The following is a 23,378-nucleotide window of genomic DNA, read 5'->3' on the forward strand; positions in this document are numbered from 1 at the left end:
TAATATTTAGCTGTTATCGCATATGTTTTTTTGTTGCAATTTTTGATTTTTTCTAACGTATTAGATTAATAATCAAATTAGTAAGAGTTGTTTTACGTACAAATACGCGTTTTAAGAATTGTTTAATCTTTTTCATAACAATTTTTTACTAAAACTTTTTTGTAACGCTGTTTTTATGTGCAATTATATTCTTAAATTTTAAAGAAATCCTTGCGGGATTGATGCCTCTGAGTCAAAATATCAGAATTATTACGAAAACGTTATCGTAATTGTTGCTGATCTATTAATTTTATATGCGTGCATTGTTAATTTGACTTTTAAAAATTATCTTTGGAGGCCCTTAAAAGCAAGAACAAATAAAAAAACGTAAACCAAATCATCTCTATTAACGAAGTTTTTTCGATTTTGGTTTAAAAAAAACAATAAAACTAACAGACTATGGATTTCAATCTTACCGAAGAGCATTTAATGATTCAGCAAGCAGCCAGGGATTTCGCCCAGAGCGAATTGCTGCCTGGAGTTATTGAGCGCGACGAAAAACAAATTTTTCCAACAGAACAAGTGAAAAAAATGGGGCAATTGGGCTTCATGGGAATGATGGTTGATCCTAAATACGGAGGAAGCGGACTTGATGCAATTTCATATGTAATTGCAATGGAAGAAATTTCTAAAGTTGATGCATCTGCTTCTGTTGTAATGTCTGTAAATAACTCTTTAGTTTGTTGGGGTTTACAGGAATATGGAACTGAAGAACAAAAACAAAAATATCTACCAGGCTTAGCTTCGGGAGAAATTCACGGTGCTTTTTGCTTAAGTGAACCGGAAGCAGGGAGTGATGCCACTTCTCAAAAAACGACTGCTATTGACATGGGTGACCATTATTTGGTAAACGGAACAAAAAACTGGATTACAAACGGTAATACGGCTTCTGTTTATTTGGTAATCGCACAAACACATCCAGAGAAAAAACATAAAGGAATCAATGCTTTGATCATGACGAAAGACATGCCGGGCTTTTCAATTGGGCCAAAAGAACAAAAAATGGGAATCCGTGGTTCTGACACACACTCGTTAATGTTCAGTGATGTAAAAGTTCCAAAAGAAAATAGAATTGGAGAAGATGGTTTCGGATTTAAATTCGCTATGAAAACGCTTGCCGGAGGTCGTATCGGAATTGCTTCTCAGGCTTTGGGAATTGCTTCCGGAGCGTATGAATTAGCTTTGAAATATTCTAAAGAGCGTAAAGCTTTCGGAACAGAAATCTGCAATCACCAGGCAATTGCTTTCAAATTGGCAGACATGGCAGTTAATATCGAAGCGGCGCGTCATTTATGTATGAAAGCGGCCTGGGATAAAGATCAAAATAAAAACTACGATGTAAGTGGGGCTATGGCAAAATTATTTGCTTCGCAAGTAGCAATGGACACGGCTGTTGAAGCGGTTCAGATTCATGGTGGAAACGGTTACGTAAAAGAATATCACGTAGAACGTTTTATGCGTGACGCTAAAATTACTCAGATTTACGAAGGAACTTCTGAAATTCAAAAAATCGTAATTTCAAGATCAGTTATCGCAGGATAATTTTAAGATCAATTCTATATAAAATGCCCTTTCAGCTTTTGGCTCGAAAGGGTTTTTTGTAATTATTTTTTTTACGTCTTAGAAGTTCGTACTTTTAAAACCATAACTTTCTCTATTAAAATGTATTAATTCAATTGTATTCTTATGAAAAAACTTTCTTTTCTTCTTTTTTCGTTAGTTTTATTAAGTTGTAAATCGAATCCTTCTGCCACAACCGAAAAATCGTCCCAATCAGATTCAAAACCTCTAGCCATTTCTTATAAAGTAAAAGAATCCGAAGTTTCAGATTTCTTAAAATACCTGGCTTCAGATGAATTAGAAGGCCGCGAAACCGGAACTAGAGGGATTGAAAAGGCGGCAATATTTTTAGAAGATTTTTTTAAGAAAAATAATGTAAAACCTTATTTTAAAACGTATCGTGATACATTGACCAATTTTAAATCACCGGCCTACAATATCGTCGGGGTTTTGGAAGGAAATGATCCCGAACTGAAAAAAGAATTTGTGGTTCTAAGTGCGCATTACGATCATATTGGCGTGGAGAAGAAGAAACAGGCTGATGTAATTAACAACGGTGCAAATGATGATGCCTCCGGAGTAACGGTTGTAGCACAGCTAGCCAAATATTTTGCAGAGACAAAATCGAACAAACGCAGTATTCTTTTTGTGTTTTTTGCCGGAGAAGAAAAAGGACTTTTGGGTTCTAAAAGTTTAGTGGAGAAGTTGAAAAAACAAGATTTTAATATTTATACACAATTGAATATTGAAATGGTTGGTGTGCCAATGAAACGCGATTATTTGGCTTATATCACAGGTTTTGACAAATCGAATATGGCGGAGAAAATAAATCAATATACAGGAAAAAACACGATTGGTTTTTTACCAAAAGAAGCTGAATATAAATTGTTTTACAGATCTGATAATTATTCTTTTTATGAAGCCTTCAAAAAACCTTGCCAGTCAATAAGTACTTTTGATTTTGAAAATTTTGATTTTTACCATCATGTTTCTGATGAATTTAAAGTGATGGATATTCCGCATATGACCTCTTTTACACAGGAATTATTGCCGGCTGTTACGCAAATTTCGTCGACACCAACGGAGGAAATTACGATGAAATAATACTCTTTCTTTTTATTGGATTTGCTTATTTTTGCTTTATGAAATCGCCATGATTCCAAATAAAAAAACTGGACTAAAAATGGCGATTCCATATTCCATTAAAAAAGAAATATTATCTTCATATGAAAAATATTATTGTTACCGGAACAAGCAGAGGAATTGGATATGAATTGGCTTTGCAGTTTGCGAATGCAGGGCATCAGGTTCTGGCTATTTCGAGAAAAATACCTCAGACGCTTTTAGCGCATCAAAATGTCATTTGTCTTTCAGTTGATTTGTCTGATGAAAGTACTTTGCAGGAAGTGGAAAGTTTTCTTTCTTCAACCTGGAAAAAAGTAGATGCTGTAGTCCATAATGCCGGAGCTTTGCTTTTGAAACCTTTTGAAGAAACCACTCAGGCTGATTTTGAAAGTATTTACAAAGTAAATGTTTTTGCCGTAGCCAATCTTACCCGAATTTGTTTACCGTATCTTCAAAAAGGGAGTCATGTGGTAACAATCAGTTCGATTGGTGGTGTAAGAGGAAGCCTGAAATTTGCCGGATTGGCTGCTTACAGCTCGAGCAAAGGTGCAGTTATTACTCTAACCGAATTATTGGCCGAAGAATATAAAGAACGCGGCATTTCGTTTAATGTTTTGGCTTTAGGCTCGGTTCAGACAGAAATGTTAAATGAAGCTTTTCCGGGTTATCAGGCGCCAATTTCTGCAGAAGGAATGGCAACTTATATTTATGATTTTACATTGAATGGAAATAAATATTTTAATGGAAAGGTTTTAGAAGTTTCTTCAACCAACCCTTAATCAATTGTCAATTATGAATTATGAGTGAGAGTATTGTGAAGACTAAGAGTTTTGAATTGGCAATAAGGGGTGTTAATTTTTATAAATGGTTAGTATCTGAAAAAAAGGAATTTGTAATGAGTAAGCAATTTTTACGTTCTGTAACATCGGTTGGAGCAAATGTTCGCGAAGCTGTGAATGCACAAAGTAAAGCCGATTTTATTCATAAATTATCTATTTCTCAAAAAGAATGTGATGAATCAATGTATTGGCTAGAAATCCTAATTGGAACAAATTATATTTCTAAGACTGAGTTTGAGTCGATGCATAATCAATGTGGTGAGGTGTTGGAAATTATAAAAAGTATAATAATTACTTCAAAGAAAAAACTCATAACTCAAAACTCATAATTCATAATTATTTTGAACGAAACACTTGCGAGATATATACCAGAACACGCTGTAAAGCCTGTCTTTGAATTGATTGTTGCCAATCAGGTTCATCTGAAAATCGTAAATGAGCGCCAGACGCGTCATGGCGATTACAGACGTGGGCATACTGGTAAGCATGAAATTACCGTAAATGCGAGTTTAAATAAATATCGGTTTTTGATTACGTTAATTCATGAGATTGCACATTTGGTTGCTTTTGAAAAATTTGGACGAAATATAAAACCGCACGGAGATGAATGGAAATTTACATTTCAACGTTTGATGGTTCCGTTTATTAGACCTGAGATTTTTCCCGGGCAGTTATTACCACTATTAGCGAGGCATTTTAAGAATCCTTCAGCAAGTAGTGATACCGATACTACTTTGTCTTTAGCCTTAAAGCAATACGATGCAGAAAATGATAAAAGCTACATTTTTGAAATTCCATACGGAAGTGTTTTCAGAATTAAAAATGGCAAAATATTTAAGAAACTAGCCGTTCGAACCAAACGTTTTGAATGTATAGAAATCAGTTCAGGGAAAACCTATCTTTTTAATCCCAATGCGGAGGTAGAATTAATCAATATTCAATAAGAAATCCCAAATTCCAAACTTGAAAAATTGGAGTGTGGGATTTTTTATTGGAATTTGGATTTACATAATCTTAATGTGTGGATTGTCTTGTGTTTATAAAATTATTGTATTTTTAGAAAAACTGTTTTTATGAGAAATACACTCTTACTATTTGTTTTGTTGTTTACGTTAATGGGTTGCAAGAAAGATCCTGTATTAATTAAATCTGGAATTGAAACCAGAGTTTTAGGTACAATTACGGACGATCATGGTGAGCCAATTTCTAATTTAAAAATAAAAGTTGCTGAGTATAAGGTAACAAATACCGGCAGTTATATTGTATCTTCTGAAGATTATGAATTTATAAAGTGGGTTGATTCTACTTATACGAATACGAATGGCAATTATGATTTTGTTTTTAAAACAAGTGAAAAAGGAAATTATTACGACCTGGTCATTGGTGAAGAAGCAAAACTACATGAGCCACAGATGATATTTTTAGAACGTTATGTTCCTATTACACAGGAAGCAAATGATATGACTTTTATAGGTAAACAATTTGAATTTAATTCTGATGATCTAATAAGATTATATCCATGCCGAATAACTTTTAAAGTAAACAATGTTGAAACGTTTCCTGTACGAATTTCTCATGAATATACTCGTGGATTCAATTTAAATGATTTGACTACTAATGGAACTTTTGAACAAACAATTTATATACAACGCTACAATAAAGAGACAGTTACGCTCTTTAGAATGAAAAATGGGGTTGGACAGCGTGCGACTTTTGAATTTCCTGCAAGTAATGTTCAGGAAATGACATATCAGACCATTACAGTTCAGGAAGCTGATTTTAAATGAGAAGTAAAAATTAAATTTAAGTGTAGAGTAAAAAGTAAAATCCCAAATCCCAACTTTTAAAATTGGAATTTGGAATTTTTTTATTGGAATTTTATTTTTTTCTACCCTTTCAAATAAGCTTCTCTTACTTTTTTAAACAGATTAGAAGAGTAAACAAACTTTACAATATCCTTATTGTCTGTTCTAAATATTTCTTCTTTAGTTCCCTGCCAGGCTTTTACTCCTTTTTTTAAGAATACGATGTTTTCACCAATCTCCATTACAGAGTTCATATCGTGCGTATTGATTACAGTGGTGATATTATATTCTTCCGTGATTTCTTTAATCAAATTATCAATCAAAGTTGAAGTGTTTGGATCCAAACCTGAGTTAGGTTCATCACAAAATAAGTATTTCGGATTATTTACAATCGCGCGTGCAATTGCCACACGTTTCTGCATTCCCCCTGAGATTTCAGAAGGTAATTTTTTATGTGCATCAACCAGATTAACTCTTTCTAAAACAAAGTCAACACGCTCTTTAATTTTGGTCCTGTTGTCGTTGGTAAACATTCTTAACGGAAAAGCGACATTTTCTTCAACAGTCATCGAATCAAATAAAGCGCTTCCCTGAAAAACCATTCCAATCTCCGTTCTTAATTCTCTTTTTTCATCCGGATTTAAATCAGAATAAACGCGTCCGTCAAACTCAATTGTACCGGAATCCGGCGTGTGAATTCCTAACAACGTTTTTAATAAAACGGTTTTTCCGGATCCACTTTGTCCAATGATCAGGTTGGTTTTTCCAGTTTCAAAAACGGTCGATACGCCTTTTAATACTCTACTGTCACCAAATGATTTTTCTATGTTTTTTACTTCGATCATTATCCTAATAATAATTGAGTTAATATATAATTAAAAAGAATAATACAAACAGATGTCCATACAAATGATACGGTACTTGCTTTACCAACTTCAAGTGCGCCACCTTTCATGTAATATCCGTGAAAAGATGGAATTGTAGCTAATAACATTGCGAAAATTAAAGTTTTAATGAAAGCATATGTAATATGAAAAGGAATAAATTCCATTTGCGCACCCTGAATAAAGTCCTGACTAGTCGAAAAACCACCATAGGCACAAGCAAGCCATCCGCCGAAAATACCCAGAAACATACTAATTCCAATTACAAAAGGATACATTAATAAGGCTATTATTTTAGGAAAAACAAGGTAGTTTAATGAATTAACACCCATTACTTCTAAAGCATCAATTTGTTCCGTAACGCGCATTGTTCCAATACTCGAAGTGATGTAAGATCCCATTTTTCCGGCCATAATTACCGAAATAAAAGTAGGAGCAAACTCCAAAATTACAGATTGACGAGTAGCAAAACCAATTAAGTATTTTGGAATTAAAGGATTGGTTAAGTTTAGTGCGGTTTGAATGGCCACAACTCCTCCAATAAAGAAAGAGATAAAGCAAACGATGCCAAGAGAGTCGATTATTAAATCGTCGATTTCTTTGAAAATCAATTTTTTCATAACAGACCATTTAGTCTGCTTATTGAAAATTTCTTTCAACATTAAAAAATATCTTCCTATTTGAGATAAATAACGAATTAGCATCATAGTTTTTGAAATATTGGCTAAGGTAAAAAGAAGTTACGAGTTTTGGGTTATGAGTAATCGATTTTCGGCTGTTTTCCGAATCAAATTAACTTTTCTTTCATTTTTTTGAAACGATAATTTCTAATGAATTTAGCTTGTTCAGGGGTTACTAATAAAGGACTTTTAGCATTTTTAGCTTTCCAGAATCCTTTGATGTAGTCCAGAAACAGAAACGGTTTTTTCTTCATCATGGCCAATTTTGCCGAAGCAATTGCCGTAATCCAGAAACCATATCCTAAAGTATAAAAAGCTTCTCCTTGTTTGTAACGTGCTGTTTTATTATAATTTGCACCGGTTGGTTTAAGATGTTTTACGTGTAAAGATTCATCTGTAACTACTTTCCAGTCATAATATTTACAAAGCAATTCGTCTACCGTGTCCCAACCCATAGCAGGCTTTAAGCCTCCAATTTGTTGAAACGTTGCTTTTCTATACGCTTTTAATGCGCCACGAATATGGTCTTTATCGGTTAGGTTTTCTAAAACCCAATCACCATTTTTTTCGATGTAACAGAATCCACCCGCCATTCCGATTTTTGGATCGGACTCAAAGTGTTTGATAATTGTTTCGAAATAGTTGGGAGGAAAAATTAAATCACCGTCAATTTTTACAATAATGTCATATTCTGAATCCAAAGTTTCAAAACCTTTCTGAAAAGCCTGAATTACTTTGCTCCCCGGCATATGTATCGCATCTGAAGTTTTGTTTACAACAGAAATAAATGGATTTTCCTTTGCAAAATCCAAAACAATCTCTTCTGTTTTATCTGTAGAATTGTCATTTACCACCACAACTTTTGATGGCAAAACAGTCTGCGAAACCAAAGATTGTAAAGTCAGGCCAATTAAATCCTGTTCGTTATGTGCGGGAATGACGATGTAGTACTTCATATAAAAATTTTAGATTTTAGATTTTAGATTTTAGATTGGTTTTACTTTATCTAAAATCAGAAATCAAAAATCGTTAATCCAAAATCTACAATCTGAAATTTAAACTTTTTCAGCGTAAACGATATAATATCTATTAGTGAAACTTCTTAAAAACGGACGAAGACCAAACTTCTTAACCGGGTTGGTCCATTTTTGTCTGTCGATGATTTTCCAGCCTGTTTTTTCTAAAAGCCAGTCTAATTGCCAGTCTTCAAATTCATGGTAATGTCTGTCCCACATATCTGTTTTAGAACGATATGCCGGAGAAAACCATAAACGCATCGGAATCGAAATTAAAAGTTTGTCTGATTTTATTTCGTTTAAAATCGTGAACGGATTTAGTAAATGTTCAAAGATTTCGAAAGCCGTTACAACATCCTGACTGTCTGTTTTTAGAACATTCTGGTCTAAATCTAAATCTTCGCCAGTGGTGTTTTTTACTGAATAACCGGCTTCCTTCATGATTTTTGAAAACGGATTTTCAACTCCTAAATCAAGGATTGTTTCAGAAGTTTTGATATGCTTTTGTAAAAATTCTAAAGTAAGTTTGAATCTTTTATTGGGAAACGTTTTTTCGTACATAGTCTTTGCGAGGAACGAAGCAAACTCTCGTTCGTGATTTTATATTAGGTCGCAAATATACAAAGTTTACTTCTTTTTTGCGTTTTTTTAATTCGAATGAAAAAATGAAAAGTCCGCATTTAAAATGTTGTTTTAAATACGGACTTGTATAATTTTTTATGTGATTTAATTATAGTCTTGAGGAGCGTAATATTTATAGCCAATTTGAGCGCCAATTTAATAGCTCCAGCGGAGCGATATTTAAGACTGCCGCCCCGATGGGGCTTTTCGAAAGCTTAATTGTGTTATTCTATAAATATAACGTCCCAATGGGACTTATGAATTATGGATTAATGACGGTATACAAAAGCATTTACATTCATTCCGGCTCCAACTGAAGCAAAAATAATAACATCGCCTTTGTTGATTTCGTGACCTTCAATTTTTCCTTTTAAGATCAAATCATACAGAGTTGGAACTGTTGCCACACTGCTGTTTCCTAAATCATGAATACTCATTGGCATAATATCTTTAGGGGCAGTTTTGTCGTATAATTTATAGAAACGTTCGATAATCGCCTCGTCCATTTTTTCGTTGGCCTGGTGAATTAAGATTTTCTTCACCTCGTCGATACCGATACCGCTTTTATCTAAACAGCTTTTCATGGCACACGGAACCTGGCTTAACGCAAATTCGTAAATTTTGCGGCCATACATTTTGATGTATTTAATATCCGGATCTAAATCTGGATTATATGATTTTCCGAAGTATAAAAAGTTAGCTTCTTCCCCGGCGAAAGTAGCACTTTCGTAAGATAGCAAACCCGATTCGTCTTGTGAGCCTTCTAAAATTGAAGCTCCTGCACCGTCAGAATAAATCATTGAATCACGATCGTGATCGTCAACCACTCTTGATAAGGTTTCGGCTCCAATTACCAGAACGCGATTTGCCATTCCGGATTTGATAAATGCGTTCGCTTGCAGAACACCTTCGATCCAGCCCGGGCATCCAAAAAGAATGTCGTAAGCAACACATTTTGGGTTTTTGATAGCCAATTTATTTTTTACACGAGTCGCTAAACTTGGTAAAATATCCGTTTGATGTGTTCCTGATTTTACATCGCCAAAGTTATGGGCGAAAATGATATAATCTAAAGTTTCACGGTCTATTCCAGCGTTTTCAATTGCTTTTTCAGCAGCAAAAAAAGCTAAATCTGAGGCGTTATGTTGAGTTTCAGCATAACGACGGTTTTCGATCCCGGTGATGCCTTTGAATTTTTTAATTACAACTTCATTTGGGTAACCAAAAGGAGTTCCGTCTTCATTTAAAAAAACATGTTTGTCAAAATCAGTATTGCTTACTTCCTTATTGGGAATATAACTTCCTATACCTATTATTTTTATTTTCATTATTCCTTAATTATCCGATAAATTTATTGCTAAATTATAAATAAAATTATGATAACTGTCATAAAAAATACTATGCATGCATATAATTATCAAAAAACAATTTTTTGTTTGGATATTTTGTTAATTTTTTAATGAAATTTGAATTTTACCGAGATTTCAAACGTTTGAAATGGAATTTTGAGGAAAGTTTTTTTTGTTTCAGGTTTCAAGTTTCAGGTTTTTGCGTGACATATAATTTGCGATTGGCCGTGTCCTCGTTCCTAGTAATGACATACTTTATGGCTACAATTCCTTTAATTTATCCTCTTTGTTCTTTCCTCTTTCTTCTATATTCTCTTTTTCCGCGTGAGGGATAGAGCTAAGCTACCGCAGTAGCAGCGAAAGCCCGACAGTATTTAAGAAAAGGCCTCATAGGCGCAAAGTTGATTAGGCCTTTTTTTAAATACTGGCACGCCCTAATTATAAAGGTTTAGAAGTTTCAGGTTTCAAGTTTCACGTTACAGCCGAACTTTAAACTTGAAACCTGAAACAAAAAGAACTAAAAATGCAAAACCCGACAAGTTTTAGACCTGTCGGGTTTTGATATAATATAGAAAAACTTATTTCTTAGTTTTCCATGTAAGCTTCGATTGGCGCACAGCTACAAACTAAATTTCTGTCACCGTATGCATCATCAACACGACGAACTGATGGCCAGAATTTATTTTCTGCAATATACTCTAATGGGTAAGCTGCTTTTTCTCTCGTGTAAGGGAAAGCCCAGTTATCAGTAGTTAACATTGCCAATGTGTGAGGGGCATTTTTCAATACGTTGTTTTTATCATCTGCTGTTGCAGCTTCGATCTCTTTTCTGATTGAGATAAGAGCATCACAAAAACGGTCTAACTCTGCTAGATCTTCAGATTCAGTAGGCTCGATCATTAAAGTTCCTGCAACCGGGAAAGAAACCGTAGGAGCGTGGAAACCGTAATCCATTAAACGCTTCGCGATATCACCAACTTCAATTCCGTTTTCTTTAAATGAACGACAATCTAAAATCATTTCGTGAGCAGCTCTTCCGCATTCTCCTGTATAAAGAATTGGGTAGTGTCCTTCGAAACGGGCTTTCATATAGTTAGCATTCAAAATAGCATGTTCTGTAGCACTTTTTAATCCGTCAGCACCCATCATTGTGATGTAACCGTAAGAAATTAAACAAACTAAAGCTGATCCGTAAGGTGCAGATGAAATAGCGGTAATAGCTTGTTCACCACCTACTTTTAAGATTGGGTTTGTTGGTAAAAATGGAACCAGTTTTTCGTTTACACAGATTGGTCCAACTCCAGGTCCGCCACCACCGTGAGGAATAGCGAATGTTTTGTGTAAGTTTAAGTGACAAACGTCAGCGCCAATTGTAGCTGGATTTGTTAATCCAACTTGCGCGTTCATATTAGCACCATCCATATATACTAATCCGCCATTGTCGTGGATTAATTTAGTGATTTCAATAATGGAAGATTCGAAAACTCCGTGGGTAGAAGGATAGGTTACCATTAAACAAGATAAATCATCTTTATGTTCAATCGCTTTTTCTCTCAAATCTTCTACATCGATGTTTCCTTCCGGAGTAGTTTTAGTAACGATGATTTTCATTCCGGCCATCGCTGCAGAAGCAGGATTGGTTCCGTGAGCTGATGAAGGAATCAAACATACATTACGGTGCCCCTCGTTTCTTGACAAATGATAAGCACGAATAGCCATTAAACCAGCATATTCTCCCTGAGCTCCTGAGTTAGGCTGCAATGTTGTTCCGGCAAAACCGGTAATTACATTTAATTGCTCTTCTAACTTTTTAAGCATCGTGATATAACCTTCAGCCTGCTCAACTGGTGCAAAAGGGTGAATGCTGTTCCAGTTTGGCATTGATAAAGGCAGCATTTCCGAAGCTGCGTTTAATTTCATCGTACAAGAACCTAATGAAATCATTGAATGATTCAATGATAAATCTTTACGCTCTAACTTTTTGATGTAACGCATTATCTGACTTTCTGAATGATGATTGTTGAATACATCATGCGTTAAGAAAGGCGACGTTCTTTCTAATGAAGCAGGTAATTGACTTGCAGCAGTTAGTTCAGAAACGGTAAAAGTTTCTTTTCCTAAAGCTTCAGCAAAAATGGCAATAATCTGGTTGATGTCAGCGATAGAAGTTGTTTCGTTGAATGAGATCGAAATGGTATCGGCATCAACATAGAAGAAGTTTACTTCGTTTTTTTCCGCTACGGCTTTTACTTTTTGAGCGTCTGCTTTTACCAAAATAGTATCAAAGTAAGCCGTGTTGGTTTGGTAAACGCCTAGTTTATTTAAAGCTTCAGCAGTAGTAACTGCCGATGCGTGAACTTTACCAGCAATATATTGTAATCCTTTTGGCCCGTGGTAAACTGCATACATTCCGGCCATAACCGCTAATAAAACCTGAGCTGTACAAATATTTGAAGTTGCTTTTTCACGTTTAATGTGCTGCTCACGAGTTCCTAATGCCATACGTAAAGCGCGATTCCCGTTTACATCGATAGAAACTCCGATAATGCGGCCTGGCATAGATCGTTTGTATTCGTCTTTAGTTGCGAAGAAAGCAGCGTGAGGACCACCGTAACCCATTGGGACACCAAAACGCTGTGTAGTTCCAACCACTACTGCAGCTCCCATTTCTCCCGGAGAAGTTAAGGTAGCTAGTGATAAAATATCCGCAGCAAAAGCTACTTTGATTTCATTTTCTTTTGCTTTAGCAACAAAAGCAGTATAATCGTTTACCTGACCATATTTGCCCGGATATTGTAAAATGGCTCCGAAGAACTCATTTGAAAAATCAAAGGTTTCGTGGTTTCCAACAACTAATTCAATTCCAACCGGAGTTGAACGTGTTTGCAGGATCGATAAAGTTTGTGGTAAAATTTCTTCAGAAACGAAAAATTTGTTTGTATTGTTTTTCTTTTGGTCACGTGTACGAACATCAAAAAGTAAAGCCATAGCTTCTGCAGCAGCAGTTCCTTCATCTAATAAAGAGGCATTGGCAATTTCCATTCCTGATAATTCAATAACAGTAGTCTGGAAATTTAAAATAGCTTCAAGACGACCTTGAGCAATTTCTGCCTGATACGGTGTGTAAGCCGTATACCATCCCGGATTTTCGAAGATATTTCTTTGAATTGGAGCGGGAACGATAGTGGGATGATAACCCAAACCAATATAGGATTTGAATACTTTATTTTTCTTTCCCAGTTCCTGAATATGATTTGCGAATTCGTACTCCGTCATTGCAGGATCTAAATTCAAAGGCGCTTTTAAACGAATATCGTCCGGAAGGGTTTCATAAACAAGTTGTTCAATCGATTCCGCTCCAATGGTCTTTAACATGTGTTGAAGATCTGTTTCTCTTGGGCCAATGTGTCTTAAAGCAAAAGCATCTGTTTTCATTTGTAGCTATCTAGTTTTTTTAGTCAATGTAAGTAGCAAAGTAAATTCCAATAAATCACGAATTACAAAGGTTTATTACATTTTATAGTAAATGTGTTGTTTTTTTGTGGCGCAAAATTAAGTATTATTAATAATTTAATGGGTATTTTTAACTTCAATTTTTATGAAATTTATAACCAAAGAGTTGATTTGTTAATAATTGATTAGATTTGAGATATGAAATTTTTGAAACAGATATTAGATTTTTACCTGAATAGCAGTATTCATGTGGCTTTATCGTGTTATGCTTTAGTTAGAGTTACGTTTCATGTGTTTCATATTCAATATGATGAAGCGATGGCGTTGTTTGTTTTTTTTGGAACAATTGTGGGATATAATTTTGTTAAATATGACGCATTAGTTCGCGTTAAAAAAAATCCGATTGGAATTCAGCTGAAAATTATAGCTGTTTTGAGTTTTATTTCACTGATTTTAGTAGGCTATTATTTTTTCCATTTACAACGAATTACTCAAATTGTTTCTGTAGGGATTTTTGCGGTGACGGCACTTTATACACTTCCGTTTTTTCCGAATCGTAAAAATGCCAGAAACTGGGCCGGAGTAAAAATTTATATTGTAGCACTTTGCTGGGTTGGAGCAACGTTGGTTTTGCCCATAATAAATGCCGAAATTCCTTTTACAGCTAACTTTTTTATTAAATGCATTCAGCGTTTTGTATTGGTTTTTGTGCTGATTCTGGTTTTTGAAATTTTGGATCTGGCCAATGATGATCCGCACTTGCAGACAGTTCCGCAAACTATTGGCGTGAAGAAAACTAAAATCTTGGGGTTTTCACTTTTAGTTCCGTTTTGGATTGTGGGTATATTGAGTTTTACTTTTCATGAACTTATCATAAATCTTATTATGGTTATTATGCTCATGTTGTTTATTGCATTTGCAAACCCAAATCGCTCTAAATATTATACTTCTTTCTGGGTTGAAAGCGTTCCGATATTTTGGTGGCTGATGATTGTTTTTCTTTAATATTTTTTAATTCTATATTTGAAAATAAATAAGCCAATATGCAAAAAGATGTCTCCTTTTTTGGAATGAAGTTTACACAAGTGCAATTTATTTTGTTTTTCTTCGGATGGATGTTTTTCCTGGCTTTTATCTGGCCATTTATTATAGGTTCTTATCTTGGAATGTCGGTTTTGATATGTGGACTTTCTATTCTTTTTGTTGGTTTGCTTAACCGCTTATTCGGATTATTGCTGCTGGTATTTTATTTTTTAAATGAATCACTTATTAGATATTATCAAAATTTCATGATGGTACTTACTTCCATTTTGACGACTTTGATTTACAGTCTTTTTGTGCCTATGAATTTCTATACTTACATGGCGCATCTTTTGGTTAACACTTTTACTGTTTTTTTAATCCATGACTTTTTCTTCAAAAAAGGCGGTATCGAAGATGAGATTATTACTTTGGATGATGATAATTAGATTTCACAAACTTCTTTTAAGATTTTATTTCTTTCTAAAAGAAATTGAGTCAGATGTTTTTCGAGAAATAAAATGTCAAATAGTTCTCCGAAAATTCCAAACGGCGTTTCATATTGTAATTTGTCTTTCATAATGGTTATTCCATTTTCTTCTTCAAAAAAATGTTCATGTTTGAAAGATTTGAACTTGCCATTTTCCATTTCATCCACAAAATAATCATGCAGATTCATTGTTGTGATTCGGCTTTTATGCGTAAGATAAAATCCGAAATGTTTGCCTCGCCACGTAACCGTTTCGTTTAAATTGATTAATCCTGAGGTTACGCCGGCAATTACTTTTTCATTTGATTTGCTTGCAGATTGTTGATGAATGTCTATATTTCTTGAAGCGTCGAAAACAGTTTGTTTTGACACTTTTATTTTTGTTGTGAGATGAATTGTTGTCATGATTAGTTGGTGTGTTTCAAGTCCCAGCGGGGCGCCATATTTATAGATTCATATCGTTAGAGTGTATAAAGCCCCATTGGGGCTAAATGTTTTAGAAATAATTAGAAGACAAAGATATCGCTCCGCTGGAGCTTAAATGAACGACGCATTTTGTGTTTTATAAATATTATGCTCCGCTGGAGCTTAAAAAAATCTATTCTATTTTTTTTCTTCATATTTCAATTGTGACTTAAAAAAGAATCCGATAATAATAGCAGCTATTGTATAAGATATTGCAATATTATCCGAAATAGTTCCGCCAATGATAGCTGTTGTTATCCAAATTCCAATTACAACTGTCAAGGTAAAAAATATTTTTATGTAACTATTTTTTATACTTTTTTCTTCGATAAACATAAAAATGAAAATTAAAAGGAGATAGGTTGGTATTGAAAACATAAAACCCATAATTATCATTAGTGGATATATTTGGAAAAAGCCTAAAATGCTTCCAAAACTGGAATTAAATAGTTGATTTATTAAAATTAAAATTATAGGGCCGGATAATAGGGTTATTATCCAATGGCCGAGTATATAGTTTCGACTCATTTTTGTGATAAATTTTCAAAAGCTTCATCAATATTTCCAAATTTAAATTGAAACTCATTATCCAAAAGCCGTTTCGGAATCACATTTCTACTTTTTAAAACCAATTCTGTTTCTGTTCGAATGAAAAAAGATCCAATTTCTAATAAGAAAGTGTTCATGGGAATTCCGAATGGAAAACCAACTGCTTTTCGAAGTTTCTGCATAAAATCTGCATTACGAATTGGTTCCGGAGAAACGACATTTATAACTCCAACGATTTCTTTTTGAAGAATAAAATCAATTGCATTGGCAAAATCTTCTTCGTGAATCCAGCTTATAAACTGATTTCCTTTTCCTTGTTTCCCTCCAAAACCAATCTTTGCTAAAGTTTTTAGCGGAATGAAAGCGCCTCCATTCTTACCTAAAACAATTGATGTTCGCAAAGCGGTTTTTAAAGTATTTGGTGTTTCGGTTTTGAAGAAAGCCTTTTCCCAGGAAAGCGCCACATTTATAGAAAAATCATTACCAATTTCACCATCAATTTCATCCATTTGTTTGTCTAATGAAAAACGATAAATAGTTGAAGTTGATGAATTCAGCCAATGCTTCGGTGGGTTTTGACAATTTAAAACGGCTTTGTTCAAAATCTTAGTGCTTTCAATTCGTGATAATAAAATTTCTTTTTTGTTCTTTTTAGTATAACGACAATCAACAGATTTTCCGGCAAGATTGATTAAAACTGTTGCATTCTCTAGTTCGTTCTCCCAACCAGAAAAAGTTCTGGCGTTCCAGTTTACATATTTTATTTCGTCTTTTATTTGAGATTTGCCTCTCGTCAGTATTACAATCTCTTCAAATTTATCTTTGAAATGATTGACTAAAACCTGTCCTAAAAATCCTGTTCCGGCTGCGATGATGAGTTTTTTCATTGTGAGTTTTTTATATCGCTTTAGTAGTTAAACCCGACAGGTTTTTAAAACCTGTCGGGTTTCTGAATGAAGAATTTATGCTTTAAAAACTAATCTTTCTTCTTGCTGCGCTTCTTTGGCTTTTCTTTTTCCTCTAAAGAAAAAGTATAAGTTGAAGAATAACATGATACCAAGATAGATAGAAAATCCGCCAATTTTGTAGCTTAATCTTTCAATTAATTCCTGATAATTATTGTCATATAAGTGCATTTCCAGAATCATTAGAGCAAAGCCAATATTTAAAAGATAAAATCCGGTTTCGAAAAGTTTGTTAGTTGCTTCTGCAATGTCTTCTCTCCCTTTGAAAATATCCAGCATAAAGATTTTTCCGTTTTTGAAAAGTGTTTTAGAAACATAATACGTAAGGAATAAAGCGATTGGTAAATAAATGGCGTAACCGATTAAGATTTTTGTAGTTTCCATGATATTTGATTTAAAATGTTATTTAATTAATTTATGAATGTACCTGGTTAGAATAATGATATTGAGATAATGTAATATTGAAATGATGAAAATGATGACTGCTGTTTTTATTCCGATGGTTTCGATTAGTTGTGTTGAGGATGAAATTTTTTGCCACGAAATAAGTGTCATTGCACAATAACCAATATTAAGAAGGTAATAAGCCAATAGCAAAACCTGATTTATTTTTTGGCAGATATCAACATGATTTGGAATCAGTTCTGCTACGTATATGTTTCCGTTCCTGTAGCATATTTTTCCAACTTTCAAAATGATAAAAATCGTAATGGCGAGGTAGATAAAGTATCCAATAATGTTGAGGTTCATGACGATTATTTTTATGGTTAATATTCATAATTTAAACCGCGTGGTATAAAAAGATCTTCAATTGCTAGTTTACGTTTGTTTTTTACTTCAATCGCAGACCCTTTTGCCAGAAAAACAGAAATAGGATTTTGGATTTGTAAAAACTCAAAATCTCGTCCGTACGTTTCTCTAAAATCAATATCAATATTATAACTCAAGACTTCAAATTGTTCCCATCTCGGATGTTGAACTTCATATTCAAAAGTAACTTCTTCATTGATTTTGGTATAACCGAAATAATGTTCAGTAATAAATTCAGCTTCAGAATCAATTGCAATTGGGGTTGGAATTTTTTCAGTTTCTAATTGAATGCTATTCCAGTTTTCTTTATTTTTCCATTGATAGATAAAAATATTTGTGTTTTCGTTTTCAATGATTTCATGTCTCATTTTTTGAGTTTCATAATTTTCCTGATACAAAGTATTCGCAATAAAACTGATCGCTTTTTTAGGAACAATTTCTTTGATGAAAACTACTCCGCGTTTCCATTCTCCGTTTTCAAAACGTTTTACATAAAATCTCAAATTTACTTCTTCAAAATTGATATGAAACGGAACTTTCAATCCCAAAACTTTGGTATTTTTAAACATGAAACCAACCAAACTCACATAACATTTGTTGTTCCATAAATCTATTTCGGTACCACTCGGAATATATTTTTCTAATATTTTAGCATCAACTTCATAATTGAAAAGAGCGAGGTTTTCCCATTCTGCTTTCAGAAATGAATCAGAAGTGATATTTGCGGTCAAAAAGTAGAAGTATGTTGCTATTAACATTGGAAATAAAAAGAGACAAATGAAATTCCCTAAATCATTTCCGTACACAGAATTGGTAAGGATAAGTAAAAAAGCTGTTACAACTAAAAGCCAGTAAAGCTTAATTTTTCTCTTTTTTTCTTCACTGAGTTCCTTCATTTTTGCAAGTAAAATAATTGCTATTGTTATTTGAACAATCCCCAAAACTATTTGGAATAACATTCCAAAATATACAAAAAGGTAAAGTCCAAGAGTTGTAAAATAAAATATTTTGTTGATTTTGTGTAGGTTGGTAAAAGTTATCATAATTATTGTTTGTTTTAAACTTTCAGAAAAAAATGAAAGTTTTAATTAAATTTTTTTACTTCATTATTTTTAGAACCAAACGCCCTAACCAGTTTTCATTGAATTCTGTCATTTTATCCAACATGTTATCTGCTTTTAAAACAAAGTCATACAATTTAGAAGTCTGATCTACAAAGTGTTTTTCTTCAGCTGAATCTTTTGCTTCAATTGTCGAAACTTCTTTTAAGATTTTAAGAGCAGGTTTAATTTCTCTCTTACTTCTTTCTCTCGAAATTTTTACTGCTAATTCGTCTAAATCTTTTTCGGCTGTAAAAAACTCTCTTCTTTCTCCGGCTTTGTATTCTTTATATACAATACCCCAATCCATTAAAGCTCTTAGGTTCATGCTGGCGTTTCCACGCGAAATCTGCAATTCATCCATAATGTCCTCCATCGAAACGGCTTCATTTGAGACCATTAATAAAGCATGGATTTGCGCCATGGTTTTATTAATTCCCCATTGAGAACCTAATGCTCCCCAGGTTTGTACGAACTTATTTTTTGCTTCTTTGAATTCCATAGATCAAATGTAAGTAAAAGTTTTTAAACTTTCAAAAATAAATGAAAGTTTATTTTAAAAGATTGATATTCGGTGTATTTTCTTATATTTGTATATAATTTAAATTATAGAAATGGAAAATTATTTTGAATTTAAAGGATACAAGGGAAGCGTCGAATTTTCAGAAGAAGATAGAGTCTTTTTCGGGAAAATTAAGGGAATTAATGATGTAGTAACTTTTGAGGGCGCTTCGATAATTGAACTTGAAGAAGAATTTCAAGAATCTGTCTTGGATTATTTGGAAGTTTTAAACGATAAAAAAAGTCCGAAGTAATTTTACTTCGGACTTTTTTTATCGTTTATCCTCTTTAGAATAATTAGAAACTCCATTAATATCAATTGGATTTCCTAAAAAATGTGGCTCCCGATTTCTTAAAACATCAAAAAAGGATTTAAAAATCGAACCATATTCTCTGAAACAAACATATTTATATCCCCGATATTCTCCTTTATTTGCTGAATATCCAACCGATTTAATTCCGAGTTTTTGTCCGATATAAATGGCCCGGTTTAAATGATATTCCTGAGAGATTAAAGTTGCTTTTTTAATTTTAAAAATATGTTTGGCGCGATACATGGTCGAGTAGGTGTCGAAACCTGCATAATCGATAAATATTTTGGTAGTGTCAACTCCATGATTAAAACAGTAATTTTTCATTACAGTTAATTCATCATATTCGTCACGGCCATTATCTCCGGAAAGTAAAATTTTATTGATACGTTTTGCTTTCCATAGTAGGATTCCGGCATCAAGTCTGTCTTTTAAATATTTACTTGGCTGATCCCCTTTAATTCCAGCGCCGAAAATAATTCCAACATCATTCTTCGGGAATCTTTTTAAGGAGTGATGAATATAGGATTTGGTAGCAGACTTCACATATAGGTTCACCGATAAAACGGCAATCAATTCAACAATAAAAAGATAAACGAGTATTTTTAAATATTTTTTCAAATTATATTTTTTATAGATGATGTAAAAAAATGAAGATAAGTAAAATTATCGGTAGCGTTTGAATCAAAACGGAATAAAAAAACCGAAGCACTTCTACCTCGGTTTTAATCTAAAATCTAAAATTTACAATAATCCCGCTCTCTTTAACAAAGCTTCTGGTTTTGGTTCCTGACCTCTAAAACGTTTGTACAAAACCATCGGATGTTCTGTTCCTCCTTTTGAAAGCACATTGTCTTTGAATTTTGTTGCTACTTCTTTATTGAAAATACCTTTTTCCTGGAAATATTCAAAGGCATCAGCATCCAGAACTTCAGCCCATTTGTAGCTGTAATATCCGGAAGAATATCCACCTTGAAAAATATGAGAGAAAGCGGTACTCATCGCATTTTCTTTCACATCAGGATACAATTGTGTATTCGCAAATTGTTCGGTTTCAAAAACTTTTAAATCGCTAATGTTGGTCGGATCTTGTCCGTGCCACGCCATATCTAATAATCCAAAACTTAACTGACGCAAAGTTGCCATTCCTTCCTGAAAACTTGCACTTTCTTTAATTTTCTGAACGTATTCAATCGGAATAATTTCTCCGGTTTCGTAGTGGTTGGCAAACAAAGCCAGAGCTTCCGGTTCGTAACACCAGTTTTCCATAATTTGACTTGGTAATTCTACAAAATCCCAAAAAACAGAAGTTCCGGACAAACTCGGATACGTTGTGTTGGCCAACATTCCATGCAAGCCGTGCCCAAATTCGTGGAATAAAGTTGTCACTTCATTAAAAGTCAATAACGAAGGTTTTGTTTCTGTAGGTTTTGTAAAGTTACAAACGTTCGAAATATGTGGTCTTTCGTTTACGCCGTCTTTTATAGATTGTGATTTGAATGAAGTCATCCAGGCACCGTTTCTTTTTCCTTTTCTTGGGAAGAAATCAGCATAGAAAATAGAAACTAAATTGTTATTAGCATCTCTAACTTCATAAGTTGTAACTTCTTCGTGGTATTTATCAATGTCAAAAACTTCAGTGAATGTTAATCCGTATAATTTTTGGGCAACAGTAAAGGCTCCGTCTAAAACTTTTTCTAACTGAAAATAAGGTTTCAGTTTTTCATCGTCTAAATTAAAAAGCTGTTGTTTTAATTTTTCGGAGTAATAAGCACCGTCCCATTTTTCCAATTGTTCGATTCCGTCTAATTTCTTTGCAAAAGCAGTTAATTTAGCAAATTCCTTTTGAGCCGCGGGTTTTGCTTTTGCTAATAAATCATTTAGGAAAGAGAAAACTTTCTCCGGACTTTCGGCCATTCTTTCTTCGAGAACAAAATGAGCATGCGTTTTATAACCCAATAAATTGGCTCTTTCAAAACGAAGTTTGGCTATTTTCAGTACATTTTCCTGATTGTCAAACTCATTATTTTGAAATGATCTTGCCCCAAAAGCGATTGCCATTTTTTTACGCAGTTCACGATTATCCGCATAAGTTAAAAACGGAACGTAACTTGGATGATCTAAAGTAAAAATCCAACCTTCTTTGTCTCTTTCTTTTGCTAATAATCTGGCGGCTTCAATAGTTCCTTCTGGTAATCCTGCTAAATCACTTTCATCAGTCAAATGCAATTCGAATGCATTGGTTTCTGCTAAAACATTTTCGCCAAACTGAAGACTCAATTTTGATAATTCTTTGTCGATTTCGCGTAATTGATCTTTTTTATCTTCTGGCAAATTAGCTCCATTTCTGGAGAAACTTTTATACTTTTTATCTAAAAGTGTTGTTTGTTCCGGATTCAGATTTAAAGTTTCTTTCTGCTCGTAAATCATTTTTATTTTAGCAAACAAAGCAGCGTTTAGTGTAATGTCATTTCCGAATTCTGATAGTAAAGGCGAAACTTCCTGTGCGATTTTCTGCATTTCGTCACTCGTTTCTGCCGAATTCAAATTGAAGAAAATGCTGGAAAGACGATCTAAAATATCTCCGGCAAAATCCATTGCCACCACTGTGTTTTCAAAAGTTGGTGCTTCGGGATTGTTTACGATAGCATCAATTTCGGCTTTAGCCAAAGTAATTCCTTCCTGAAAAGCTGGGAAATAATCTTCGATTTTAATTTGCGAAAAAGGTGCTGTATTATGTTTGGTATTGAATTTTGAAAGTAAAACACTCATTATGATATACTATTTTTTTATTAATTGAAGTCAAATTTTTTGAATTCCAAAGATAGCAATTTATAAAAATGTAAACCTCTATATGAAATTGATTCTTGGCATAAAATCGTCTTAAATTGTGTTATAGATATGTTATTTATTGGCGTAAGAGTTATTAAAAGCGTAAATTGAGAAAATAGGTTTGAATTATAAAACACTAATCGTAATTATAAAAATTAAAAGGATGAATTATCAAGTTGCAATTAAGAATATAGATACGGTGAATGAAGTAGAAGGATACTGGTCAGATGCCGATTTTGTTGCGTTATTACAAAAATTCAATTATCCCGATGGGGCTACAGCAGAGAAAAGCACTTTGCCGGAATTATTAGAGATGGCTATTTCTGATTACGAACCTAATGAAGCTGCACAGATTGTGTTAGAATATAAGTTGGGAGATCAATTAAGTGAAGGACAAATTGAGCAAATCTCGAACAATATGTTAATTGATAAAGTTTGTGAAGAATATCCGGAAATACACATGCAAGGCACATTGTTTCATGTCAATCAATTGCTTTTTAAAGCGTATAATGGGAAATTTCCAAATGCAAAAGCTTCTGTTGTTCATTTCTCCATGACACCAACTAATGGCGAAGCACAAAAACTGACAGCGGAAAATATATTGAAGTTATTGAATAATGGTCTTTCTGACAGAAATCTTATTAAAAGATTATTTGAAAATCAAATGTCTCAAAACATTCCATTTCCTGAAGCAGAAGGTATTGTTTGGGAATTGGATACTAAAGATGATGTCAATTATAGTTTAATTACCTCAGAGAATTGGATAAATAAAGAAGATATTACAGAATCTGAATTTGAGGCTGTTCTGGAGGAAATTGAAAATGAAGCGTAGTTTCTAAAAGAAAGAAAATGTTTTAAATAGAAAAAGGCTTCGCGTAATGTGAAGCCTTTTTTAATATATTTT

At 33.6% G+C, this 23,378-nt stretch carries 25 protein-coding genes; 10 read left to right on the forward strand and 15 right to left on the reverse strand.

Annotated elements, in window-relative coordinates; genetic code table 11:
* Positions 1 to 438 precede the first annotated feature (438 nt).
* The 6 genes from ASC72_RS07330 to ASC72_RS07355 all read left to right on the forward strand — a co-directional run bounded on the left by ASC72_RS07330 (position 439) and on the right by ASC72_RS07355 (position 5,350).
* Positions 439 to 1,581 (forward strand): acyl-CoA dehydrogenase, encoded by a 1,143-nt coding sequence (locus ASC72_RS07330; protein WP_056189082.1) that lies wholly within the window; start codon positions 439 to 441, stop codon positions 1,579 to 1,581.
* Between the two features lie 144 nt (positions 1,582 to 1,725).
* Entirely contained in the window at positions 1,726 to 2,703 is a 978-nt protein-coding gene (locus ASC72_RS07335; RefSeq protein WP_056189085.1) for a M20/M25/M40 family metallo-hydrolase, read from the forward strand.
* 122 nt (positions 2,704 to 2,825) lie between these two features.
* A complete protein-coding gene (locus ASC72_RS07340; protein WP_056189089.1) occupies positions 2,826 to 3,503 on the forward strand; it encodes an SDR family oxidoreductase in 678 nt (225 codons plus the stop codon).
* Between the two features lie 20 nt (positions 3,504 to 3,523).
* Positions 3,524 to 3,892, forward strand: a complete 369-nt coding sequence (locus tag ASC72_RS07345; protein WP_056189091.1) for a four helix bundle protein — start codon at positions 3,524 to 3,526, stop codon at positions 3,890 to 3,892.
* A gap of 12 nt (positions 3,893 to 3,904) precedes the next feature.
* Positions 3,905 to 4,507, forward strand: a complete 603-nt coding sequence (locus ASC72_RS07350; RefSeq protein ID WP_056189094.1) for a SprT-like domain-containing protein — start codon at positions 3,905 to 3,907, stop codon at positions 4,505 to 4,507.
* Between the two features lie 129 nt (positions 4,508 to 4,636).
* Positions 4,637 to 5,350: a hypothetical protein gene (locus ASC72_RS07355; protein ID WP_131725793.1), complete on the forward strand. Its 714-nt coding sequence runs from the start codon at positions 4,637 to 4,639 to the stop codon at positions 5,348 to 5,350.
* Between the two features lie 101 nt (positions 5,351 to 5,451).
* Here the strand turns inward: ASC72_RS07355 and ASC72_RS07360 are convergent, their stop codons facing one another.
* The 6 genes from ASC72_RS07360 to gcvP form a co-directional block, all read right to left on the reverse strand.
* Positions 5,452 to 6,213 carry an ABC transporter ATP-binding protein gene (locus tag ASC72_RS07360; protein ID WP_056189101.1) on the reverse strand — a complete coding sequence of 254 codons (762 nt, stop codon included), beginning with the start codon at positions 6,211 to 6,213 and terminating at the stop codon, positions 5,452 to 5,454.
* Positions 6,213 to 6,959, reverse strand: coding sequence for an ABC transporter permease (locus ASC72_RS07365; RefSeq protein ID WP_056189103.1), 747 nt, complete (start codon positions 6,957 to 6,959; stop codon positions 6,213 to 6,215). The genes ASC72_RS07360 and ASC72_RS07365 overlap by 1 nt, the downstream gene beginning before the upstream one ends.
* A gap of 80 nt (positions 6,960 to 7,039) precedes the next feature.
* Positions 7,040 to 7,888 (reverse strand): glycosyltransferase family 2 protein, encoded by an 849-nt coding sequence (locus ASC72_RS07370; protein ID WP_056189106.1) that lies wholly within the window; start codon positions 7,886 to 7,888, stop codon positions 7,040 to 7,042.
* 99 nt (positions 7,889 to 7,987) lie between these two features.
* Positions 7,988 to 8,509: a methyltransferase gene (locus tag ASC72_RS07375; protein ID WP_056189107.1), complete on the reverse strand. Its 522-nt coding sequence runs from the start codon at positions 8,507 to 8,509 to the stop codon at positions 7,988 to 7,990.
* Between the two features lie 329 nt (positions 8,510 to 8,838).
* Positions 8,839 to 9,897 (reverse strand): 3-oxoacyl-ACP synthase III family protein, encoded by a 1,059-nt coding sequence (locus ASC72_RS07380; protein ID WP_056189110.1) that lies wholly within the window; start codon positions 9,895 to 9,897, stop codon positions 8,839 to 8,841.
* Positions 9,898 to 10,503: 606 nt separating this feature from the next.
* Positions 10,504 to 13,353 carry an aminomethyl-transferring glycine dehydrogenase gene (gene gcvP, locus ASC72_RS07385; protein WP_056189113.1) on the reverse strand — a complete coding sequence of 950 codons (2,850 nt, stop codon included), beginning with the start codon at positions 13,351 to 13,353 and terminating at the stop codon, positions 10,504 to 10,506.
* Between the two features lie 216 nt (positions 13,354 to 13,569).
* Here gcvP and ASC72_RS07390 point away from each other — a divergent pair, with 216 nt between their 5' ends.
* Both ASC72_RS07390 and ASC72_RS07395 read left to right on the forward strand, forming a co-directional pair.
* Complete coding sequence (locus ASC72_RS07390; protein WP_056189115.1) at positions 13,570 to 14,376, forward strand: hypothetical protein; 807 nt, start codon at positions 13,570 to 13,572, stop codon at positions 14,374 to 14,376.
* Between the two features lie 38 nt (positions 14,377 to 14,414).
* The gene (locus tag ASC72_RS07395) at positions 14,415 to 14,840 is read left to right on the forward strand and encodes a hypothetical protein (protein WP_056189118.1); all 426 of its coding nucleotides are present in this window, start codon (positions 14,415 to 14,417) and stop codon (positions 14,838 to 14,840) included.
* Here the strand turns inward: ASC72_RS07395 and ASC72_RS07400 are convergent.
* The 7 genes from ASC72_RS07400 to ASC72_RS07425 form a co-directional block, all read right to left on the reverse strand.
* Positions 14,837 to 15,286, reverse strand: a complete 450-nt coding sequence (locus ASC72_RS07400; RefSeq protein ID WP_056189121.1) for an SRPBCC family protein — start codon at positions 15,284 to 15,286, stop codon at positions 14,837 to 14,839. The genes ASC72_RS07395 and ASC72_RS07400 overlap by 4 nt on opposite strands.
* Positions 15,287 to 15,484: 198 nt before the next feature.
* Entirely contained in the window at positions 15,485 to 15,682 is a 198-nt protein-coding gene (locus tag ASC72_RS07405) for a hypothetical protein (RefSeq protein ID WP_056189124.1), read from the reverse strand.
* A gap of 188 nt (positions 15,683 to 15,870) precedes the next feature.
* Positions 15,871 to 16,782, reverse strand: coding sequence for a TIGR01777 family oxidoreductase (locus ASC72_RS07410; protein ID WP_056189127.1), 912 nt, complete (start codon positions 16,780 to 16,782; stop codon positions 15,871 to 15,873).
* 75 nt (positions 16,783 to 16,857) lie between these two features.
* The gene (locus ASC72_RS07415) at positions 16,858 to 17,244 is read right to left on the reverse strand and encodes a hypothetical protein (RefSeq protein WP_056189128.1); all 387 of its coding nucleotides are present in this window, start codon (positions 17,242 to 17,244) and stop codon (positions 16,858 to 16,860) included.
* A gap of 18 nt (positions 17,245 to 17,262) precedes the next feature.
* Positions 17,263 to 17,610, reverse strand: a complete 348-nt coding sequence (locus ASC72_RS23595) for a hypothetical protein (RefSeq protein ID WP_082564264.1) — start codon at positions 17,608 to 17,610, stop codon at positions 17,263 to 17,265.
* A 17-nt stretch (positions 17,611 to 17,627) separates the two neighbouring features.
* Positions 17,628 to 18,566, reverse strand: coding sequence for a YqjF family protein (locus tag ASC72_RS07420; protein ID WP_371258444.1), 939 nt, complete (start codon positions 18,564 to 18,566; stop codon positions 17,628 to 17,630).
* A 202-nt stretch (positions 18,567 to 18,768) separates the two neighbouring features.
* On the reverse strand, positions 18,769 to 19,272 hold the full coding sequence (locus ASC72_RS07425; protein ID WP_056189131.1) for a GbsR/MarR family transcriptional regulator: 504 nt from the start codon (positions 19,270 to 19,272) through the stop codon (positions 18,769 to 18,771).
* Positions 19,273 to 19,384: 112 nt separating this feature from the next.
* Here ASC72_RS07425 and ASC72_RS07430 point away from each other — a divergent pair, with 112 nt between their 5' ends.
* A complete protein-coding gene (locus ASC72_RS07430) occupies positions 19,385 to 19,585 on the forward strand; it encodes a hypothetical protein (protein WP_056189134.1) in 201 nt (66 codons plus the stop codon).
* Positions 19,586 to 19,603: 18 nt separating this feature from the next.
* On the opposite strand, the gene ASC72_RS07435 is transcribed toward ASC72_RS07430, so the two are convergent.
* Positions 19,604 to 20,263, reverse strand: a complete 660-nt coding sequence (locus ASC72_RS07435; RefSeq protein ID WP_056189137.1) for a vancomycin high temperature exclusion protein — start codon at positions 20,261 to 20,263, stop codon at positions 19,604 to 19,606.
* Positions 20,264 to 20,386: 123 nt separating this feature from the next.
* A complete protein-coding gene (locus ASC72_RS07440) occupies positions 20,387 to 22,414 on the reverse strand; it encodes a M3 family metallopeptidase (RefSeq protein WP_056189140.1) in 2,028 nt (675 codons plus the stop codon).
* A 223-nt stretch (positions 22,415 to 22,637) separates the two neighbouring features.
* On the opposite strand from ASC72_RS07440, the gene ASC72_RS07445 reads away from it, so the two are divergent.
* Positions 22,638 to 23,306, forward strand: coding sequence for a hypothetical protein (locus ASC72_RS07445; RefSeq protein ID WP_056189143.1), 669 nt, complete (start codon positions 22,638 to 22,640; stop codon positions 23,304 to 23,306).
* Positions 23,307 to 23,378: the final 72 nt, after the last annotated feature.

Origin of the sequence: Flavobacterium sp. Root420, assembly GCF_001427905.1 — a bacterium.
Taxonomy (GTDB): Bacteria; Bacteroidota; Bacteroidia; order Flavobacteriales; family Flavobacteriaceae; genus Flavobacterium.